Annotated in this window: 19 protein-coding genes; 15 read left to right on the top strand and 4 right to left on the bottom strand. The window is 40.3% G+C overall.

Annotated features, from left to right (window positions below):
- Positions 1-28: 28 nt before the first annotated feature.
- Entirely contained in the window at positions 29-1,213 is a 1,185-nt protein-coding gene (locus tag K5Q22_RS05150) for an acetyl-CoA C-acetyltransferase (RefSeq protein WP_205013771.1), read from the bottom strand.
- A 225-nt stretch (positions 1,214-1,438) separates the two neighbouring features.
- Between K5Q22_RS05150 and K5Q22_RS05145 the strand changes: the two genes are divergently transcribed.
- The 3 genes from K5Q22_RS05145 (at position 1,439) to K5Q22_RS05135 (ending at position 4,362) form a co-directional block, all read left to right on the top strand.
- Positions 1,439-2,131, top strand: a complete 693-nt coding sequence (locus K5Q22_RS05145) for a phosphoglycerate mutase (RefSeq protein WP_002936226.1) — start codon at positions 1,439-1,441, stop codon at positions 2,129-2,131.
- Positions 2,132-2,236: 105 nt separating this feature from the next.
- Entirely contained in the window at positions 2,237-2,620 is a 384-nt protein-coding gene (locus K5Q22_RS05140; protein ID WP_024385011.1) for a VOC family protein, read from the top strand.
- Between the two features lie 344 nt (positions 2,621-2,964).
- A complete protein-coding gene (locus K5Q22_RS05135; protein ID WP_205013780.1) occupies positions 2,965-4,362 on the top strand; it encodes a polysaccharide deacetylase family protein in 1,398 nt (465 codons plus the stop codon).
- A gap of 66 nt (positions 4,363-4,428) precedes the next feature.
- Here the strand turns inward: K5Q22_RS05135 and K5Q22_RS05130 are convergent, their stop codons facing one another.
- The gene (locus K5Q22_RS05130; RefSeq protein WP_044751884.1) at positions 4,429-5,511 is read right to left on the bottom strand and encodes a DEAD/DEAH box helicase; all 1,083 of its coding nucleotides are present in this window, start codon (positions 5,509-5,511) and stop codon (positions 4,429-4,431) included.
- Positions 5,501-6,487: a Gfo/Idh/MocA family protein gene (locus K5Q22_RS05125; protein WP_205013782.1), complete on the bottom strand. Its 987-nt coding sequence runs from the start codon at positions 6,485-6,487 to the stop codon at positions 5,501-5,503. Before K5Q22_RS05125 ends, K5Q22_RS05130 begins: the two co-directional genes overlap by 11 nt.
- Positions 6,488-6,569: 82 nt before the next feature.
- Here K5Q22_RS05125 and udk point away from each other — a divergent pair, with 82 nt between their 5' ends.
- The 6 genes from udk (at position 6,570) to K5Q22_RS05095 (ending at position 10,712) form a co-directional block, all read left to right on the top strand.
- Positions 6,570-7,199, top strand: a complete 630-nt coding sequence (gene udk, locus K5Q22_RS05120) for a uridine kinase (protein WP_002936217.1) — start codon at positions 6,570-6,572, stop codon at positions 7,197-7,199.
- 1 nt (position 7,200) lies between these two features.
- Complete coding sequence (locus K5Q22_RS05115; protein ID WP_024400271.1) at positions 7,201-7,740, top strand: PadR family transcriptional regulator; 540 nt, start codon at positions 7,201-7,203, stop codon at positions 7,738-7,740.
- Positions 7,741-7,827: 87 nt separating this feature from the next.
- Positions 7,828-8,097, top strand: a complete 270-nt coding sequence (locus K5Q22_RS05110) for a DUF1294 domain-containing protein (RefSeq protein ID WP_002940218.1) — start codon at positions 7,828-7,830, stop codon at positions 8,095-8,097.
- A 64-nt stretch (positions 8,098-8,161) separates the two neighbouring features.
- Positions 8,162-8,659, top strand: a complete 498-nt coding sequence (locus K5Q22_RS05105) for a GAF domain-containing protein (RefSeq protein ID WP_205013783.1) — start codon at positions 8,162-8,164, stop codon at positions 8,657-8,659.
- Complete coding sequence (dnaX, locus tag K5Q22_RS05100) at positions 8,659-10,326, top strand: DNA polymerase III subunit gamma/tau (RefSeq protein WP_205013784.1); 1,668 nt, start codon at positions 8,659-8,661, stop codon at positions 10,324-10,326. Before K5Q22_RS05105 ends, dnaX begins: the two co-directional genes overlap by 1 nt.
- A gap of 197 nt (positions 10,327-10,523) precedes the next feature.
- Positions 10,524-10,712, top strand: coding sequence for a DUF3272 family protein (locus tag K5Q22_RS05095; RefSeq protein ID WP_205013785.1), 189 nt, complete (start codon positions 10,524-10,526; stop codon positions 10,710-10,712).
- On the opposite strand, the gene birA is transcribed toward K5Q22_RS05095, so the two are convergent.
- Positions 10,678-11,634, bottom strand: coding sequence for a bifunctional biotin--[acetyl-CoA-carboxylase] ligase/biotin operon repressor BirA (gene birA, locus K5Q22_RS05090; protein ID WP_205013786.1), 957 nt, complete (start codon positions 11,632-11,634; stop codon positions 10,678-10,680). The two genes, K5Q22_RS05095 and birA, sit on opposite strands and share 35 nt — an antisense overlap.
- A gap of 64 nt (positions 11,635-11,698) precedes the next feature.
- On the opposite strand from birA, the gene K5Q22_RS05085 reads away from it, so the two are divergent.
- The 6 genes from K5Q22_RS05085 to metK all read left to right on the top strand — a co-directional run bounded on the left by K5Q22_RS05085 (position 11,699) and on the right by metK (position 18,999).
- Entirely contained in the window at positions 11,699-12,733 is a 1,035-nt protein-coding gene (locus K5Q22_RS05085; protein ID WP_105134437.1) for a M42 family metallopeptidase, read from the top strand.
- 1 nt (position 12,734) lies between these two features.
- Positions 12,735-13,472: a hypothetical protein gene (locus K5Q22_RS05080; RefSeq protein ID WP_205013789.1), complete on the top strand. Its 738-nt coding sequence runs from the start codon at positions 12,735-12,737 to the stop codon at positions 13,470-13,472.
- A gap of 142 nt (positions 13,473-13,614) precedes the next feature.
- Entirely contained in the window at positions 13,615-15,477 is a 1,863-nt protein-coding gene (locus tag K5Q22_RS05075) for a P-loop NTPase fold protein (RefSeq protein WP_205013791.1), read from the top strand.
- A 177-nt stretch (positions 15,478-15,654) separates the two neighbouring features.
- Complete coding sequence (locus K5Q22_RS05070; protein ID WP_105126179.1) at positions 15,655-16,569, top strand: DUF4238 domain-containing protein; 915 nt, start codon at positions 15,655-15,657, stop codon at positions 16,567-16,569.
- Positions 16,570-16,626: 57 nt separating this feature from the next.
- A complete protein-coding gene (locus K5Q22_RS05065; protein WP_205013792.1) occupies positions 16,627-17,094 on the top strand; it encodes a cytidine/deoxycytidylate deaminase family protein in 468 nt (155 codons plus the stop codon).
- A 714-nt stretch (positions 17,095-17,808) separates the two neighbouring features.
- Positions 17,809-18,999: a methionine adenosyltransferase gene (metK, locus tag K5Q22_RS05060; RefSeq protein WP_024385002.1), complete on the top strand. Its 1,191-nt coding sequence runs from the start codon at positions 17,809-17,811 to the stop codon at positions 18,997-18,999.
- The last annotated feature ends 9 nt before the right edge of the window (positions 19,000-19,008 follow it).

Here is a 19,008-nt window from a genome sequence, read left to right as displayed (position 1 = left end):
AATATATCCTTTGTGTACAAATGATAGGTTAACTTGTTTGCGCATTGGAAACGATTAGGGAGATACCTTGACCGCCTCCGATACAAAGTGAGCAAAGACCAAGCTCTTTTTCTTGCTTGATTAATTCGTGAATCAGAGTGACTAGGATTCGACTACCACTAGCTCCGATTGGATGTCCAAGGGCGATAGCACCACCATTGACATTGACTTTTGCAGGATTAATGCCGAGTTGTTTGACAACTGGAATTGATTGGGCTGCGAAAGCTTCGTTGAGTTCAAATAAGTCAATATCTTCGACGGATTTGCCGATTTTTTCAAGGGCTTTTTGACTAGCTGTTATAGGACCTAACCCCATATAGGCAGGATCTAAACCGCTTGTTGCATAGGCCTCAATATAGGCGAGTGGCTGGATATTTAGCTCACTGGCTTTTTCATCAGACATGAGTACCAAGACAGCACAGCCGTCGTTGATGCCAGAAGCATTGGCTGCGGTGACGGTTCCATCTTTTTTGAAAGCTGGACGGAGTGTTGCCAATTTTTCAATTGGTGTCAGACGAGGATACTCATCTGTGGCAAAAATAGTTTCGCCTTTCCGGTTTTTTAGTCTAATAGGAACAATTTCGTCAACAAATCTTCCCTCAGCAATAGCTTTTGCAGCCTTCTCTTGGCTACTGTATGCAAAAGCATCTTGCTCTGCGCGACTGACTTGATAGCGTTCAGCAACATTTTCTGCAGTAATGCCCATGTGATAGTCGTTGAAGGCATCTGTCAAACCGTCTGTTAACATGGAATCTTCCAGACTAATATGCCCTAATTTACTACCAAACCGGCTAGTTTTGGATAGATAAGGTGCCTGGCTCATGATTTCAATGCCTCCAGCCACAACTACATCATTGTCACCGAGAAGGATTGATTGTGTGGCAAGAAGGACTGATTTGAGACCAGAACCACAGACTTTATTGACTGCATAGGCAGAGGATGTCTGAGGAATGCCTGCACGAATAGCAATTTGACGTGCAATATTTTGTCCTTGTCCTGCTGAGAGAACATTTCCGAAGATAACTTCATCAACGCTGTCTGCAGGGATGTTTTTATTAGCTAAGGCTGTTTCGAGGACTTGTGCCCCTAAATCAGCGATTTCAATATCTTTCAGACTACCTCCGAAACTGCCGATGGCAGAACGATAGGCAGACACGATAGCTACTTTTTTCATGATAACTCCTATAGTGGTATCGTTTTGAACTGTCGTGTTCAGCCTTACTATTATACCATTATTTTGTCTTTTTTCTAAGAAGAAAGATAGGTCTAGAGACTGAATTTACATGAAAGAGTAATGAAAGCGTACACAGATTGTGGAAAGGCTGGCATTTTTTTACCTTTTCGTGTAAAATAGAGAAGTATAAGAGGGGAACCTCAAAATTTAAAGGAGAATCCATAAATGGTAAAATTGGTTTTTGCTCGCCATGGTGAGTCTGAATGGAACAAAGCTAACCTTTTCACTGGTTGGGCTGATGTTGATTTGTCTGAAAAAGGTACACAACAAGCAATCGATGCAGGTAAATTGATCAAAGAAGCAGGTATCGAATTTGACCTTGCTTTCACATCTGTATTGAAACGTGCTATCAAGACTACAAACTTGGCTCTTGAAGCTGCAGATCAATTGTGGGTACCAGTTGAAAAATCATGGCGTTTGAACGAACGTCACTACGGTGGTTTGACTGGCTTGAACAAAGCTGAAGCAGCTGCTGAATTTGGTGATGAGCAAGTTCACATCTGGCGTCGTTCTTATGATACTTTGCCACCAGAAATGGCTAAAGATCATGAGCATTCAGCACACACTGACCGTCGCTATGCACACCTTGATGATTCAGTTATTCCAGATGCAGAAAACTTGAAAGTAACGCTTGAGCGTGCCCTTCCATTCTGGGAAGATAAAATTGCTCCAGCATTGAAAGACGGTAAAAACGTATTCGTAGGTGCACACGGTAACTCAATCCGTGCCCTTGTAAAACACATCAAACAATTGTCTGATGACGAAATCATGGATGTGGAAATTCCAAACTTCCCACCACTTGTATTCGAATTGGATGAAAACTTGAACATTGTGAAAGAGTACTACTTGGAAGCATAATTCATTTAAGGCCTGAGTTCGCTCAGGCTTTTTTAGTTTTGAATATCGGATTTTTCATAGAGAGTATGGTATACTGGTGGTATTAAAAGGTAGGAGGAGTTTATTATGGCAAGTAAAAAAATGCTACATGCATGTTTGCGTGTTGAGAACTTAGAAGCATCTCAAAAATTTTATGAAGAAGCATTTGGATTTAAGGAAACCCGCCGCAAGGACTATCCAGAGCACAAGTTTACTTTGGTTTACTTAGCACTTGAAGGGGATGACTTTGAGATTGAATTGACCTACAATTATGATCATGGTCCCTATATCGTAGGGGATGGCTTCTCGCATCTAGCTCTTTCTTCGGATGACTTAGAAGGGGACAATGCGAAACACAAAGCATTGGGCTATCCAACGACAGACATCAAGGGCTTGCCAGGAAGTCCAGGTCGTTATTATTTTGTGACAGATCCAGATGGCTACCGTGTGGAAGTCATTCGTGCAGATTAATTTAGAAAAGATTGCCTAGGCAGTCTTTTTTTCTTTTCAGAAAAAAATCAGAAAATGGCAGAAGGGAGGGCATTAGGAAGTAAATCAATTATTTATACTCAATGAAAATCAAAAGTAGCCTAGGAAACGAAGCCGAAGATAGAACTCTGTTACTTTCTTATTTCAAGGTAACAGGCTGAAAACCTCCACTGGAGCTTTTCACTCATCAAGGCTCTTGACAACGGATAATTTTGATTTTCGAAGAGTATTACCTAATCTTTTTATGAGTTTTTATAGAACTGTCTTGACAAGAGCTTTTAAATGATTTAGCATAGTTTATATATGTTTTGAATGGGAGGTTGGAGATGAAAAAAGTTAGTTTTTGGTTGGGAATCAACATCGCCTTGCTCGGCATGATGGTAAGTTTGGCTTTATGGTTATTTGCAGGACTTCAAGAAAGACAGGTTAGTCAGTTTATCGAGGAAAAACAACAAACCATCCTCGCTAAAGGAAAGGGCAAAATTCAAGAGGGGAATATTGATACGACCCATGTTGTGGCTGCCCTACCTACAGATGATGCAGGTCAAGTCTTAGGAACTGTAGAAAGTCGAATGATTTCTTATGTTCAAAGACGCTTTGGTCATAAAAAACCAGCAGGAAAAATTCAAAAACTGGTCTTTGTTTCGTCAATAGAGGGAAAAACAAATTTTAAAAATGTAACAGCTCGTGAAATTCAAGCGGAGCACTATAAAGTAGACAACTTGCAAATTAAAAAGCAGGATAAACTCCCGTCTGAGCGTGTGTTGTTGACGCAGGACAATGAATTGTTTACCCTGGAAGATTTATTACCTAATTTATCCTCTGCAGCAAGTATTATTGTTAATCATCTAAGAGACGCCTTACTTGCTCAAGGAATGGAAAAGACTGATGTAGAAGCGATTGTCAAAAAGTTTGAAACACTAGACTTAAATGCTATCTCCTTTAGTTATGGAGACAGCCAATTAACCTTACAATTACCAGATGGTTACGGCATCAACCAGTTGGTTCTACCAATTTCAGATTTGTACCCAGTAGTGAAGAGTGATTACCTAGTAGATGCTGATAAGGTTGGCTATGATGAGTATATGGCTGCACAAGTTGTGGATAAGAAACATTTGAGACAGGTAGCTCTAACCTTTGATGATGGACCAAATCCGAATACGACACCGGTAGTTTTAGATTTACTGAAAAAATATAATGCCAAAGCAACTTTCTTTGTTGTTGGTAAGGCTGTAGCTGGGAATGAAGCTATTCTCCGTAGAATGGTAGCGGAAGGGCACGTCATCGCCAACCATACGTGGAATCATCCTAATCTAGTCACTATTTCTGGGGAGCAAGTACAGAGAGAAATTCAAGATACACAGGCAGCTATTGCTGAAGCTACAGGTATTGTACCAACAATGGTTCGTCCTCCGTATGGTTCGGTTAACCAGGCTGTTGTCAATCAGATGGGACTTCCATCGATTTATTGGTCGGTCGATTCTAAAGATTGGAAGAGTCGCAATCCCCAAGCCATTTTGAAAGAAATAAAAGAACAGACTTGTCCAGGAAGTATTATCCTAATGCATGATATTCATCAGTCAACAGTTGATAGCCTCGAGTCTGTATTGCAATACTTAACAGGTGAGGGCTACAATATGGTTACTGTAACAGACTTACTCGCCAGTCCTCTCAATCCTCAATTAATCTATTATTCACAAGAATTATCTGGTCCAGCCCGGTAAGAATGATAAAAGGCTTAGAATCATGTTAGTAGAAACACTGGTTCTAAGCCTTTTGTATATTGTTCATTATATTTTGTAGAGCTCTTGATTTTTGAGAATGACTTCTTGGACGGAGGCATACTTTTTCAATTGTTTTAATTCGCTAGGACTAGATACTAGGGTAATGACAAGTCCCTCCTTGCCCATGCGTCCAGTACGTCCAGAACGATGAGTGTAGGCTTCTTGGTCAAAAGGAACTTCAAAGTTGAGGACACATTCTAAGTTATCAATATCGATACCACGTGCGACCATATCTGTAGCAAGTAGAAGATTGAGTTCGTGATTTTTGAAACGTTCGATGATGACCTTGCGGAATTTTACGTTGACATCCGAAGCCAATGAAACTGCATTCACACCATTATAGAGTAGTTTATCTTCGCTTGCACCAAGGTCTGATAGGCTGTTAAAAAATGCAAGAGCACGAAAATCAGGGATATTGGCAAACTTACGTAGAGTTTCCAAACGTTCACGCTTATCTACCATCATATAGCAATGCTGGATATTATCCAATTTCTGCTCAGATAAATCAATGCTTTCAATGCCTTCAGCAATTTTTTGACGGTCAAATTTAGCTGTTGCACTCATGTAGATTAACTGGTGGTCACGAGGTACGTAGTTGATAATCTTTTCGACAAACTGATATTGAGAATCGGAGAATAGCTGATCAAATTCATCTAGGATGATGGTGTTAATATTCATCATCTTGATTTTTTTCAATTTAATCAACTCGAAAATACGACCAGGTGTTCCAATCAGGATTTCTGGTCCTTTTTTTAGTCGCTCAATCTGGCGTTTTTGACTGGAACCAGATAAGAATAGTTGAGCAGTCAACCCAATTGTCTCCGACCAAGTCTTACAAACATCAAAAATTTGGCCGGCCAGCTCTGTATTTGGTGCGAGGATGAGCAATTGTTGGGCTTTTTTAGGAGTTAGGGCTAATAGGCTAGGCCAGAGGTAGGCAAGGGTTTTTCCTGTGCCTGTTGGGCTGATAGCTAGAAGGGACTTGCCGTTTGTAATAGGCTCAAAGGCCTGGACTTGGATAGGAGTAAAGTCCTCAAAGCCAAGTAGGGTAAGCTGGTCCGTCCAGCTGGAGGGAAATTTAGATTTCATTGTTATCCGCCTTAAAGATTATTCCTGCGTCTTGACGCATGGTGTAAAGTGTTTGATGGACGCTTTCTGCCACAGCCAACCACTGGTCCACAAGCTCGCGGTTTTGTTGCTTGATTGCCTGTGCAATTTCTAGTGCTTCTTCGAACATAGGGTGCTGGGCCGCTTGGATTGGTAAAACAATTTGCTCTCCGTCATGTTTTGTGAAAATAGCAGAGCTGATATGCTGACATGCGTTGAGTGTTAGTGTTCCATCATTTGTATAGATTTCGCTCGCTAGATTGCTCGTAATATTTTTTCCTGCCTGAATGTGGACGATATAGTTGTCATAAATGAGTTGTCCCGAACCATTTAAGTCAATACTAGAAGGTAGCTGTTGTGCTACATAGCGGGCCGTTCTGGGGGTTCCCAAAATGCCGATAGCGGCGTAGAGCGTATAGACACCTAAATCCATGAGAGCACCACCGGAAAAATCAGTTGAAAAGATATTTGGCATTTGCCCAGCCAACAATTCAGGCATCTTAGAAGAATACTTGGCATACCCAAATGAACCACCCAAAATCGTTTTATCCGTCAAAAATTCACGGATAATGGTTTGAGCTTGTTCGTGATAGTTTCGAGCAGCCTCAAAGAGGAAAACATTATTTTCTTGGGCAACGCGACGCAATTGTCCTAATTCCTGAGGTGTAGAAACCATGGGTTTCTCAACAATAGCATGTTTACCAGCAGCTAGAACAGCTTTTGCCTGTTCAAAGTGCAGGGCATTTGGACTGGCAATATAGACAACATCAATGGGAGCAGAAAGAAATTTTACCCATTCTGTGTATAAATCGACTCCTTCATACTGCTCTGAAAAGGCAGCAGCAGTTTCTAGTTTACGGGAGAAAACAGCCTGTAGCTGATAATGTCCACTTAAATGGGCCGCCTCTATAAAACGATGAGAGATGTCTGAGGTGCCAACAATACCAAAATTAAGCATAAATTCTCATTTCTTTTGTGTTATCCTTTTCATTATACCATGTTTCATGGTAAAATAGTATTGAAAATAGAAGGAGATGATGATGACTCAGAAACCCATTATTATTGGCGTAACCGGCGGATCTGGGGGTGGCAAGACAAGTGTGTCACGTGCCATTCTGGATAATTTCCCAAATGCTCGTATATCTATGATTGAACACGATTCTTATTATAAGAATCAGTCCCACCTGACCTTTGAAGAACGGATACTGACCAATTATGACCATCCACTGGCTTTTGATACGGATTTGATGATTTACCATATCAGTGAGCTATTAGCAGGACGTTCAGTGGATATTCCGATTTATGATTACACTCAGCACACACGTTCAGAGAAGACCTATCGTCAGGAACCACAGGATGTATTTATTGTGGAAGGTATTTTAGTATTGGAAGACAAACGGTTGCGGGATTTAATGGATATTAAGATATTCGTCGATACTGATGACGATATTCGTATCATTCGCCGCATTAAGAGAGACATGGAAGAGCGTGGCCGTAGCTTAGATAGTATCATTGAGCAGTACACCTCGGTGGTGAAACCAATGTATCACCAGTTTATCGAGCCAACCAAGCGCTATGCAGATATCGTCATTCCTGAAGGCGTCAGCAACGTTGTAGCCATCGACTTGATTAACACCAAGGTGGAGAGTATATTAAGAGAGCGTGGTTAAGATGCCGAAGCAAAGAATATTACCTCATATCATATTAGGGATTATGGGTGCTAGCGGTCAGATGGTAACTGGCAAACAGATTACCGACTATGTTCAACGTGATTTAGGCGAATTTTGGCAGGTTGCCCATAGCCAAGTCTATCCAGAATTAAAACGTATGACCAAGGAAGAATTGATTACTTGTCATGCAGTACCTGGAAATGAAAAGGAAAAGCAGTATGCGATGACGGCTACTGGTCGTCAGATTTTAGACGAATGGCTATCCATTCCAAATGAAGAAACGCCTCAGCAAAAAGACTTGTTTTCAATCAAGATGTTTTTTATCCGTGAAAAGGATGACCCACGGATTCCTGGTTTGTTGCAGAGTCAAATTGAACTAGTCACCAAGCACTTAAAACACCTAGACAGTCGTAAAGTTGAGCTGTTCTCAACCAAGGAAAGTATCCAAGACAATTATGGACACTATTTGATTTTGACACGTGCTATTGAACGCAACCGTGCCCAGCTCAAATGGTTAGAGGATACACTGGCAGAAATGTAACGATTCGGATTTCCGAATCGTTTTTCCTTGTGTCCTGTTTTGGATTATGTTAGAGTAAGAAGAAATGTGACTTAATTGGAGGAATGTATGTCAATCAAACAGATGGTTAGTATGGCGCTAGTAGTTTGGAATTTAGTTGTCTTCATTACCTATGGTATGGATAAAGGAAAGGCAAGAAAGAACGCCTATCGGATTTCAGAAAAGACCTTATTACTCATGTCCTATTTTGGTGGCGGGCTGGGTGCCTGGGCAGGTGGAACCCATTTTCGGCATAAGACACAGAAAAAGTATTTTCAACTAGCCTGGGCTATAGGGGTATTGATTGATGCAGTGATTATGTACTGGATGTGGAAATAGGCGCAAGCCTTTTTCTTTATCGCTCGGACTATAAAAGTCGGCTTAACTATGCTATAATGTTCCTATGACAAAACAAGAAAAAATTTCAAATTATCAACTATTATTGGCTCAATTGGAAGCTCTTCTTGATGGTGAAACCAATGCTTTAGCCAATCTATCAAATGCTTCTGCTTTGCTCAATCAAGCTCTACCAAACTCTGTCTTTACAGGATTTTACTTGTATGATGGTAGTGAATTGATTTTGGGGCCTTTTCAGGGTGGCGTTTCCTGTGTTCATATTGCACTTGGAAAGGGTGTCTGCGGTGAGGCTGCAGCTAAGCGCCAGACTATTCTCGTAGACGATGTTCGTCTACATGATAACTATATTTCCTGCGATGCGACAGCTCTATCAGAAATCGTTGTGCCAATGGTGAAAAACGACCAATTATTGGGCGTTTTGGACTTGGATTCGAGAGTGGTAGCTGATTATGATACGATTGACCAAGACTATCTAGAAAAGTTCGTTGCTCTCTTGGTTGAGAAGACGGACTGGAATTTTGCTATGTTTGGAGAAAAACGCTAATGTACCAAGCTTTATATAGGAAGTACCGAAGCCAGACCTTTGGGGAGATGGTGGGGCAGGAGGTGGTTGCAACCACGCTCAAGCAAGCTATTGAGCAGGGGAAAATTAGCCATGCCTACCTCTTTTCAGGTCCTCGTGGTACGGGTAAGACATCAGCTGCGAAAATTTTTGCCAAGGCCATGAATTGCCCCAATCAGGTTGATGGTGAACCTTGTAACGACTGTTATATTTGTCAAGCGATTACGGAAGGTAGTTTGGAAGATGTGATTGAGATTGATGCTGCTTCCAACAATGGTGTGGATGAAATTCGTGATATTCGTGATAAATCGACCTATGCACCTAGTCTTGCGACCTATAAGGTCTATATCATCGACGAGGTCCACATGCTGTCTACTGGTGCCTTCAACGCCCTCTTGAAGACCTTGGAAGAGCCGACTGAAAATGTGGTCTTTATTCTAGCAACGACGGAATTGCATAAGATTCCTGCTACCATTCTGTCAAGGGTGCAACGATTTGAATTTAAGTCCATCAAGGTGACGGACATTCAGGAGCACTTGGCTGCAATTTTGACCAAGGAAGGGCTAATCTTTGACGAGCAGGCTCTGACGATCATTGCGCGTCGGGCAGAAGGGGGGATGCGGGATGCCCTATCTATTTTGGATCAGGCTCTCAGCCTTAGTCAGGACCAGCAAGTGACCTTGGAAATTGCTGAGGAAATTACGGGTTCTATCAGCTTGCGTGCCTTGGATGATTATGTGGCAAGTCTGCGTCAAGGGGATAGTGTCACAGCTCTCCAGCATCTACAAACCTTGTTTGACCAAGGAAAGAGTATGAGCCGTTTTGCGACAGATCTTTTGCACTATTTGAGAGATGTCCTTATCGTGCAGACGGGTGGTGAGGATACGCATTTAACAACAGGTTTTTCAGAAAATCTAGCTCTTGAGCAGGCACGGATTTTTACCATGATTGAGACGGTGACCAGGGGTTTGGCGGACATCAAGTCCAGTCCTCAACCGAAGATTTACGCTGAAATGATGACCATTCGTTTGGCTGAAGATAGTTCTCCTTCGGGGGCAATGGCAGAGCTGCCAGCTGATTTACTGGGGCAACTAGCCAGTCTGCAACAACAAGTTGCGGATTTACAGAAACAACTAGGTCAATTATCTAGTCAACCAAGTGCTGCTAAGCCAGTTTCACGCAAGCCGCAGGCTCCGAAGAAGTACCGATTGGATACCAGCAAGGTTCATGCTATTTTGCAGGAAGCTATGGAAAATCCAACCTTGGCGCGTGAAAATTTGACTCGCTTGCAGAATGCTTGGGGAGAAATTATTGAGAGTTTATCAGGAGCAGATCGTGCCTTGCTTGTTGGTTCTCAACCAGTCGCTGCAAATGAAAATCACGCGATTCTAGCCTTTGATTCTCCGCTTAATGCTGAACAGACTATGAAGCGTGACAATCTCAATACCATGTTTGGAAATATTCTCAGCAAGGCTGCAGGTTTTTCGCCACAGATTTTAGCTATTGCTCAGGAAGATTGGGTAAGTATTCGTGCTGAATTTTCAGCCAAGGCCAAGGGGCAAAAGACACAAGAAATCGAAAAAGAAGCCAGTCCAGTTCCAGAAGAATTTGGCTTTCTAGCGGACTCAGTAGAGATTTTGAATGATTAAAAAATATCAGCCCTAAGACTGATGAATAGTTTTGATAGATATTTTATACTATATTCAATCCTAAATATTTTTCATATCTCCTTAAGAAACACTGACTGATTTAGTTGGTGTTTTCTTGTTTAGAAAAGAATCGAAACCTATCAAGAAAGCATATAAAAATTCAGCCAGTTGACTGAATTTTTGGTATAATCTATTTTATGAAACTTCCACAATTTCTTTTTTTAGCCATTACAACTATTTTAGCTGTTTATTTTATGAATACATCAATTTTGACAGGAGATTTCTTGATTGCAGGTATCTACGCCTTTATCGCCTATCGGAATCTTCATTTTGCTTACAAGGTGACTAAATTTATTCGTTTGGTGGAGAAGCAGACCAAGAAGTAAGGCTGATTTCTCCGCTGGAGATAATTTTTGCTTTGCCGTTATCTAACTGGATAACCAGGTTTCCTGTATCAGTAACAGCGATGGCAGTCCCCTTAAATTCAACTTGATTTTCTACAAAGCTCACTTGTTGGCCAACGACAAGTGATTTTTCTTTGTAAAGGGCAATTAGTTCCTTCTCATCGGTTTCTAAGAAGGCTTTCCAGATGGCAGTAATGAGTTGGTTGCGGGTAAATGGTGGTTGTTCCTCGAAAAGATTTCCGGCAGATTGTTGTAATTCCTTAGGGAAATCGTCTATGCGGACATTGATGCCGACACCGATAATGACATCGGTTACCCGTTGGTTTTCCATAGAAGAGATAGCCTCAGTGAGGATGCCAGCGACCTTTTTGTGTCCGAGATAGATGTCATTGACCCACTTGATTTGGACGTCCAAGTCGCAAAGAGATTGAATGGCCTTCACAACAGCTGCTGCAGCTAAAATGGTGTAGGGCTTGAATTCTAGAAATGGAACATTGGGAGAGAGACGAAGCGACATATAAATACCACCTGATTTGGAGGCATAAAAGGGTCTCCCAAATCGTCCCTTGGCTTTATTCTGATAGGGAGCTAGATATAGGGTAGGACTAGTATGACCTGATTCAATACCTTGTTTGGCATCTAGCTGGGTGGAGTCGCTATCCGTATTCAGATGGACAGGTAGTTGAAGCTCCTGAGAGATTAATTCGGGTAGGAGTAAATCGCCTTCGGCTAATCTATAGCCACGATTACGGGCAGCCTCAATAGTTAAACCATGTGTTTCTAACTGGCGAATGGCCTTCCAAATGGATGTCCGTGAAATGCCCAATTCCTGTGCCAAATCTTCTCCGCTGACATAATCCTCTTTCTCTTTTAAAAGGAGATATATTTTCTGATAGGTTTTCATACCTTCATTATAGCAAAAAATTTACCTAAAACGTGATATAATAGTTTCAAATAAGGAGGTTTTCATGAAGACACTTGATTACATTGTTAAATTGACCAACACTCCGTCGCCAACTGGTTTTACGACGGATATTATGAATTACATCAAGGCAGAGGTTGAAAGTTTCGGCTATGCTGCTAGTAAGACCGCTAAAGGTGGTGTTTTGGTGACAGTTCCGGGGGAAAATGACCAGGAACACCGCATGGTGACTGCTCACCTGGACACACTGGGGGCCATGGTGCGTGCAGTGAAGCCAGATGGCCGACTCAAAATGGATTTGGTGGGAGGATTTGGATACCCTTCTATTGAGGGAGAAAACTGCTTGATTCATTGTGCCAAGAATGGTAAGACCTTCACAGGTACCATTCTTATGCACCAGACCTCTGTCCATGTCTACCGAGATGCCAGTACCGCTGAGCGCAATCAGACCAATATGGAAATTCGTTTGGACGAAAAAGTGACCAATGCGGACGAGACGCGGGCCTTGGGTGTTGAAGTCGGAGATTTTATATCATTTGATCCTCGGACTGTTGTGACTGAAACTGGCTTTATCAAGAGTCGTCACTTGGATGATAAGGTATCCGCAGCTATCTTGCTTCATCTTTTGAAAGTCTATAAGGAAGAGGGAGCGATCTTGCCTTATACGACACATTTCTATTTTTCAAACAATGAGGAAATCGGCTACGGTGCTAACTCCAGCATTCCTGCTCAGGTGGTTGAATATTTGGCAGTCGATATGGGGGCAATGGGAGATGATCAGCAGACGGATGAGTACACGGTTTCTATCTGTGTCAAGGACGGTTCAGGTCCCTACCATTATGAACTCCGTCAGCACTTGATAGCCTTGGCTGAAAGAGATGGAATTCCTTACAAGCTGGATATTTATCCTTACTATGGTTCCGATGCTTCGGCAGCTATGCGAGCAGGTGCAGATGTTAAGCATGCCCTACTGGGTGCTGGTATTGAATCTAGCCATTCTTATGAACGGACCCATTTGGATTCTGTAGTTGCGACTGAGCGGATGGTAGATGCCTATTTGAAATCAGCAATGGTAGATTAAGATGAATGAAACCCGTTTTTTAGAGTTATTCAATGACTTGGATAAGGTCTTGCGCAAGGTGTGCGGTGTTGCGGATGGAGAATATGCAGATGTAGGCTCTATGTTGACCAAGGCAAAGGAATTGACGCGACATAATCCCGTTGAGGCGAACTGGGATAAACTCTATGTGGCTCGTCAGTTGCGTAATCTCATGGTTCATGAGAAACGAACAGGTTTGAAGGAAGTAGCCCAACCTTCGCAGGAATTGATCACTGTTTTGGAAAAAGTGATAGCCCAGTACCAAGAACCGGTTACCATTGCTGACTATTTGCAAAAGACCCAGAAAATTAAGCCGGTTATTTTTGAGGCCAAGGACAAATTGATAAATGCTTTAGAAATTGTGGAGCAAGAGCATTTTTCTAAGTTTCCTATTTTTTCTGACAAGGTTTATCAAGGTCTGGTTTCTGACAAGGGATTGACAAATTGGTTGGCCAAGGCAAGTAAGGAAACGGGGTCTATACGTGAAAAATTGGTGGAGGCTAGTCTTGAAGACGTACTAGCTTGTGAGGAAGATAGTATTCAGGTAATTGTTCTGCCAATAACAGCCCATCTTTATCAGGTAATTAATTATTTTGAGGGACGTAAGCGCACAACCGTCCTAGTCAGTCGTCAGGCGAGCGGGAAGCTTCATTCGCCAGAGGATCTTGTTGGTATTGTCACAGCCCAGGACTTGGCAGAGATTTATGGGATGGTGGATTGAAGCAATAGTTCTTGTTAATCCATTATCAAGGTGTATTACTGTGTTGAAAAAGAATTGAATATGTTGTGAAACTCGTAAATAAAAGATATTTAGGAGTCCCAATTCTACATTGTCACAATATAAATATTTTTTGGGAAAAAATATGGAAAAACAAACTTTTATCACTTTAGAAGAGATTGATACCTCCGTTGCAGCAGAAAATTTTAATAGACTTTTGGATGAAAATAAAACATACTTTTTGAATGGTTCGTGGGGGTCAGGAAAAACAACGTTTTTAGAATCAACAGAGTCGCAATCAAAAAAGAAGTTCGTTACTATTGATTTATGGAGAAATACTGACAAAAGAAGTCTTGTTGAAGTTGCTTATGCCAGTTTACACCCTGTTTTATACTGGGGAACATTACTATTCAGTTTTCTTTTTGTAATCATCTCTATTTTAATGACCAACACAGTAAATCTAGGATTAAGTAAATTTCTACACCCCATATGGATACTCCCTGTTGGGTTTATTTCCCTAGTAGTTGCGGCGGTGCAATTAGTAGCGATAAAGACAGAAATAGTTTATTCTTGGTTATTGGCTAATTTGTGCTTAAAAAATAAAGTTCTAGTGATTGACGACTTTGACCGTTTAACGCCCTCACAACAGGAGGAAGCATATAGATTATTCTCCTTGTTAAGAGGGAGATTACCTATAGTCTTTGTTGGTGATATCGAGAAAATTTATAGTGTAAAAGATAATTTTCTATCAAAAGTTATTGATAGGAGGGTAGAGTTGCCATTTGTGCTTCAATCTGAACAGATTTGGGACGATTATTTTATAAAGTTAGAACAAAGATTTGCCACTGAAATTTCTGATAGTTTCAAAAACAGAGTAAAGGTAGAAAAGAGAAGTCTAAGGGATAGAGAGCATTTCAATGACTATGTTAACCAAGAATTTTTTTCCCGAGGAAAACTTGGGCATGTTCAGGTAGAGGAACAATTATTAGTCATTTATTCCTATCTTTTCTATATTGAATACTATAGGAAGTTACTCAATAATGAGCCGATTCTTGAAAATAAAAGCAATTCGTCAGATTTTGGTGAGTTATTTACTAAAGGAGAGGAAATTCCCAACCTTCTGTCTCGTCTACAACATGATAACACAAACAAATATCCAGTAAGTTTTAAGATGAATAGAGAGGGATATTTTCTTTATGAGTCGCCTTCAAATAGGAAAAAGACAGAACTAGATAGGATATTAAATGAATCAGAAGAACAATTATCTAGGGAATTAGCTTACTCAAATAGTAGTACAGATTTTTATCAGTATCTTTCATCTGAATACAAGTATCTAAAAGTTGATATAAAAGAGAAGTTACTATCGTTAGTTATTCAACTTTCACTTAAGTACACCTCTAGTCGAATAATGGATTATATTATTCAAGAATATTTTAATGATAAGATTCCAAAATATGATCGAAATAAACCATATAGCAAAGAGGTTATTGCGAATATTATTGATTTTTGGAATACTTTATTGGATGATAAGAAATTAGATTTTTCAGAAAAACTATATTTTTTGGAAAAACATTATATTTTTTCATTCAAGGAGCTAGGAGAAATATTTGATAATCTATCCATTGATAAGGACTCAATCAAAACACTAAAACGTAGGGATTTCTATTTGCTAACTTACTTATCTAGCAAAAATCTCTGGAATAATTTTTCCGAATGGGAAGACAATGTTTGGTATGTTATTGATGAAATGAGTGATCACGAGTTTATTTCTTTCTGGATATTCCAAGGGATTATATTTAATGGCATGGAATATAATGTTTTTGATTATAGGCCAGCTGATAAGAAATATACTCTTTGGCTTAAAAAGTATAGTGTTGATAGGTCAAATAGAATTGAAGATTATGAAGCCTCTGTTATTAAAAAGATTCAATCACGGCTTGATTTGCTAGAAATCAAGGGGTATCGGTTTGAAAAGAGAATAGATGAAAGATACAAACGTGATTATTAAATATATGATTTGTTATGAAGGTGGTCTTGCATTTTTTCTAAATAACAGGCGAAATATCCATTCGCTGAACAGAATCTTTTGATTTATCCACTGATAAAAAATGGGATTTAGTTGGAATGAGCTAATCAAGTAAAAAACAGAATTTCATCATAAAACTTTTTAAGGAAGATTGAGTGGATGGAAAAGCATAGAGTTAGACAACACATAGTTCCTCAAGCATATTTAAAAAAATTTGCACAAAAGAATGTCAACAATAGTGGAGCAAATATATCTGTCTATCAAAAAGAAAATAATAGACAGTTTAATTGTGCGGTCAAAAATGTTGCTTTCGAAAAAAATTACTATGACGTAACCAATAAAGAAAATACAAAATATTGGGAAGAGCATTTTGCAACACACATTGAGCCCTTATACGGCAATGAGCTAACAAATATAATTTCTAGCATTATGCTTTCTAATTCGAACGAGAACGTGTTAAATCCAAGTCAGAAGTTTTCTTTAGCAATGATGATTGTATTTCAAATAATCAGAGTACCAAAATTTTTGAAAGGAAGATTTCAAAACGGAGAAGTGATTTTTGATGAAACAATTAGGGAGTTGATACAACTAATGCCTATGGAGTTTATTTCTAAAAATATAGAGGTATTAGAGGATTTAAAAAGAGAGCGTAAGAATTTAATAAAAGATATTACGATAGAGTTGATTGCTCAGCATGATATGTTGGATAGATTAGCAAAGTATATTGAGAATAGAACATGGTTATTTTACGTCAATAATTCCGAAGTTCCATTTGTGACTAGCGATAATCCTGCGATAATGTATAACTTTACTACCAATTCAATTAATCGAGAAGATGTTGGGATTGGAAGGAGGGATACAATTATTTATTATCCTTTGACAAGTAGGGTTTTGCTTGAGCTATTGCCTCAGAATGACAATTGTAAACATTTCGACAATTTCATACTGGGAATTGGAAATGAAAAATTAAAGTTTATTAAATCATTGAATACCTTACAGTTACTTGGTTCACATAGTCAAGTGTTTATGCATCCAAGGTATTCATTCAATGAATCAACTTTTTATCATTTTTAAAAGTACAAATAGTTGGTCGTGAGCAGTGATTTATAAAAAATATATAAAGGAGAAATCATGTCAACAAATCGTTTAGCTTGGGATGAGTATTTTGCGGCTCAGGCGCTTTTGATTGCCAATCGGGCAACCTGTAAGAGAGCCAAGGTCGGTGCGGTTTTGGTTAAGGACAATAAGGTTATCGCAACAGGCTACAATGGTTCTGTTTCAGGAACCGAACATTGTTTGGATCAGGAATGCCTTATGATTGATGGTCATTGCGCTAGAACCTTGCATGCGGAAGTCAATGCTATTTTACAAGGAGCGGAACGGGGAATTCCAAAAGGTTTTACTGCCTATGTGACCCATTTCCCATGTCTCAACTGCTCCAAGCAATTGTTACAGGTTGGTTGTAAGCGGGTTGTCTATATCAATCAATACCGCATGGATGACTATGCTCAGTACTTGTATAAAGAAAAGGGCTGTGAGTTGGTTCATTTGCCGCTGGAAACGGTTAAACAGGCAATTGCAGATGCCGAATTTATCTAATGATTTTGTAGAAGAGTGGGAGTGGGAAAGAACTCGACCATTCATAGAAGAGTTCCCCTCACTTCCAAACATTTAGGTTCGGGCTAAAATAGTCCACTGGACTATTTTACTCCCACCCCCGCACAGCTCACAAGGTTCAGTGAACCTTGTGAGGTTGGAAATGAAGCGAACTCTGTTCGCATCAGTCGTAGTGGTCAGATTTTGAGTGTAAAACACGAATTGCTGAGATTTGCTTCGCAAATCTTATCTCCTACCTTTAACAGTCCACTGGACTGTTAAACCCAATCAACCACTGCGCTGAGATGTTGACACTAACTTTGAGAAGAGGTGCTGGGCTTTTTACCCAGCCTCCTCTTTATTTTTAAGAAAATGCTAGGATAGTCGGTCAATCTATGCTATACTAGAAACGTTATTAAGTCCCGAAAAGGTAGTTTATAGACTAGTTAATATTTGCAGAAACACTTGAAACACAATTAAAGAAACTGGTAACATTGCATAGTAAGCGTAAAAACTTTACTACACTTCAGTCACCATTTTCTTCAAATAAGGCTGATTTCATACAGTCTGGTATTGTCTTTCTCGTTGAGTATCTGGAAATTTTCCTTTGTTCAAGACAGGAGTCTTTCGCAAAGAACTAGTCTTTGACTAGTTCTTTGTAACCTTAGTAACCCGCTAGGTTTCTAGCATATATTCTATTTTAAGGGGGACATTTTTATGTCAGAACGTAAGTTGTTTACGTCTGAATCTGTTTCGGAGGGTCATCCGGATAAGATTGCAGACCAGATTTCAGATGCTATTTTGGACGCTATTTTAGCAGAGGATCCAGATGCGCACGTAGCGGCAGAGACGGCTGTTTATACAGGTAGTGTTCATGTCTTTGGAGAGATTTCAACCACTGCCTATGTGGATATTAACCGTGTGGTACGTGATACGATTGCGGAGATTGGCTATACAAAAGGTGAGTATGGTTTTTCAGCTGAGTCGGTTGGGGTTCATCCGTCACTTGTAGAGCAATCGCCAGATATTGCCCAAGGCGTCAATGAAGCTTTGGAAACTCGTCAAGATGCTAGTCAAGATCCATTGGATTTGATTGGTGCAGGTGACCAGGGGCTCATGTTTGGTTTTGCAGTAGATGAAACGCCTGAACTTATGCCGTTGCCAATTTCACTGAGCCACAAATTGGTGCGTCGTTTGGCCGAGTTGAGAAAATCTGGTGAAATTGCTTATCTCCGTCCAGATGCTAAGTCACAAGTAACCGTTGAATACGATGAAGACAATCAACCTGTTCGTGTGGATACTGTCGTTATTTCGACCCAGCATGATCCAGAAGTTAGCCAGGAGCAAATTCGTCAGGATGTCATTGAACGTGTGATCAAGGAAATCATTCCAGCTCAATATTTGGATGATCAAACCAACTACTTTATCAACCCAACTGGTCGCTTTGTTATTGGTGGACCTCAAGGGGACTCTGGTTTGACAGGTCGTAAGATCATCGTTGATACCTATGGTGGTTATTCTCGTCATGGTGGCGGTGCCTTCTCTGGTAAGGATGCGACCAAAGTGGACCGTTCTGCATCTTATGCGGCACGCTACATCGCAAAAAATATCGTCGCAGCTGGTTTGGCTAAAAAGGCGGAAGTTCAATTGGCTTACGCTATCGGTGTTGCTCACCCAGTTTCAGTTCGCATCGATACCTTTGGTACGAGCACAGTAGCGGAAAGCAAATTAGAAGCAGCTGTTCGTCAGATTTTCGATTTGCGCCCAGCTGGTATTATTCAAATGTTAGATCTCAAACGTCCGATTTATAAACAAACTGCAGCCTATGGACACATGGGACGTACCGATATTGATCTCCCATGGGAGAAATTGGACAAGGTGGAAGCCTTGAAAACTGCTGTTTTGTAATGAAATAGT

The organism is Streptococcus sp. 2018162, assembly GCF_019754175.1.
In the GTDB taxonomy this organism is placed as follows: Bacteria; Bacillota; Bacilli; order Lactobacillales; family Streptococcaceae; genus Streptococcus; species Streptococcus hashimotonensis.
This window is presented reverse-complemented; position numbering and strand designations above follow the sequence as displayed.

Bases quoted from the DNA above. Each gene is read 5' to 3' on its own strand.
- metK (WP_024385002.1), top strand. From the start codon at position 17,809: ATGTCAGAACGTAAGTTGTTTACGTCTGAATCTGTTTCGGAGGGTCAT.
- K5Q22_RS05145 (WP_002936226.1), top strand. From the start codon at position 1,439: ATGGTAAAATTGGTTTTTGCTCGCCATGGTGAGTCTGAATGGAACAAA.
- K5Q22_RS05140 (WP_024385011.1), top strand. From the start codon at position 2,237: ATGGCAAGTAAAAAAATGCTACATGCATGTTTGCGTGTTGAGAACTTA.
- K5Q22_RS05065 (WP_205013792.1), top strand. From the start codon at position 16,627: ATGTCAACAAATCGTTTAGCTTGGGATGAGTATTTTGCGGCTCAGGCG.
- K5Q22_RS05135 (WP_205013780.1), top strand. From the start codon at position 2,965: ATGAAAAAAGTTAGTTTTTGGTTGGGAATCAACATCGCCTTGCTCGGC.
- K5Q22_RS05080 (WP_205013789.1), top strand. From the start codon at position 12,735: ATGAATGAAACCCGTTTTTTAGAGTTATTCAATGACTTGGATAAGGTC.
- K5Q22_RS05110 (WP_002940218.1), top strand. From the start codon at position 7,828: ATGTCAATCAAACAGATGGTTAGTATGGCGCTAGTAGTTTGGAATTTA.
- udk (WP_002936217.1), top strand. From the start codon at position 6,570: ATGACTCAGAAACCCATTATTATTGGCGTAACCGGCGGATCTGGGGGT.
- K5Q22_RS05130 (WP_044751884.1), bottom strand. From the start codon at position 5,511: ATGAAATCTAAATTTCCCTCCAGCTGGACGGACCAGCTTACCCTACTT.
- K5Q22_RS05095 (WP_205013785.1), top strand. From the start codon at position 10,524: ATGAAACTTCCACAATTTCTTTTTTTAGCCATTACAACTATTTTAGCT.
- K5Q22_RS05115 (WP_024400271.1), top strand. From the start codon at position 7,201: ATGCCGAAGCAAAGAATATTACCTCATATCATATTAGGGATTATGGGT.
- K5Q22_RS05075 (WP_205013791.1), top strand. From the start codon at position 13,615: ATGGAAAAACAAACTTTTATCACTTTAGAAGAGATTGATACCTCCGTT.
- dnaX (WP_205013784.1), top strand. From the start codon at position 8,659: ATGTACCAAGCTTTATATAGGAAGTACCGAAGCCAGACCTTTGGGGAG.
- K5Q22_RS05085 (WP_105134437.1), top strand. From the start codon at position 11,699: ATGAAGACACTTGATTACATTGTTAAATTGACCAACACTCCGTCGCCA.
- K5Q22_RS05150 (WP_205013771.1), bottom strand. From the start codon at position 1,213: ATGAAAAAAGTAGCTATCGTGTCTGCCTATCGTTCTGCCATCGGCAGT.
- K5Q22_RS05070 (WP_105126179.1), top strand. From the start codon at position 15,655: ATGGAAAAGCATAGAGTTAGACAACACATAGTTCCTCAAGCATATTTA.
- K5Q22_RS05125 (WP_205013782.1), bottom strand. From the start codon at position 6,487: ATGCTTAATTTTGGTATTGTTGGCACCTCAGACATCTCTCATCGTTTT.
- K5Q22_RS05105 (WP_205013783.1), top strand. From the start codon at position 8,162: ATGACAAAACAAGAAAAAATTTCAAATTATCAACTATTATTGGCTCAA.
- birA (WP_205013786.1), bottom strand. From the start codon at position 11,634: ATGAAAACCTATCAGAAAATATATCTCCTTTTAAAAGAGAAAGAGGAT.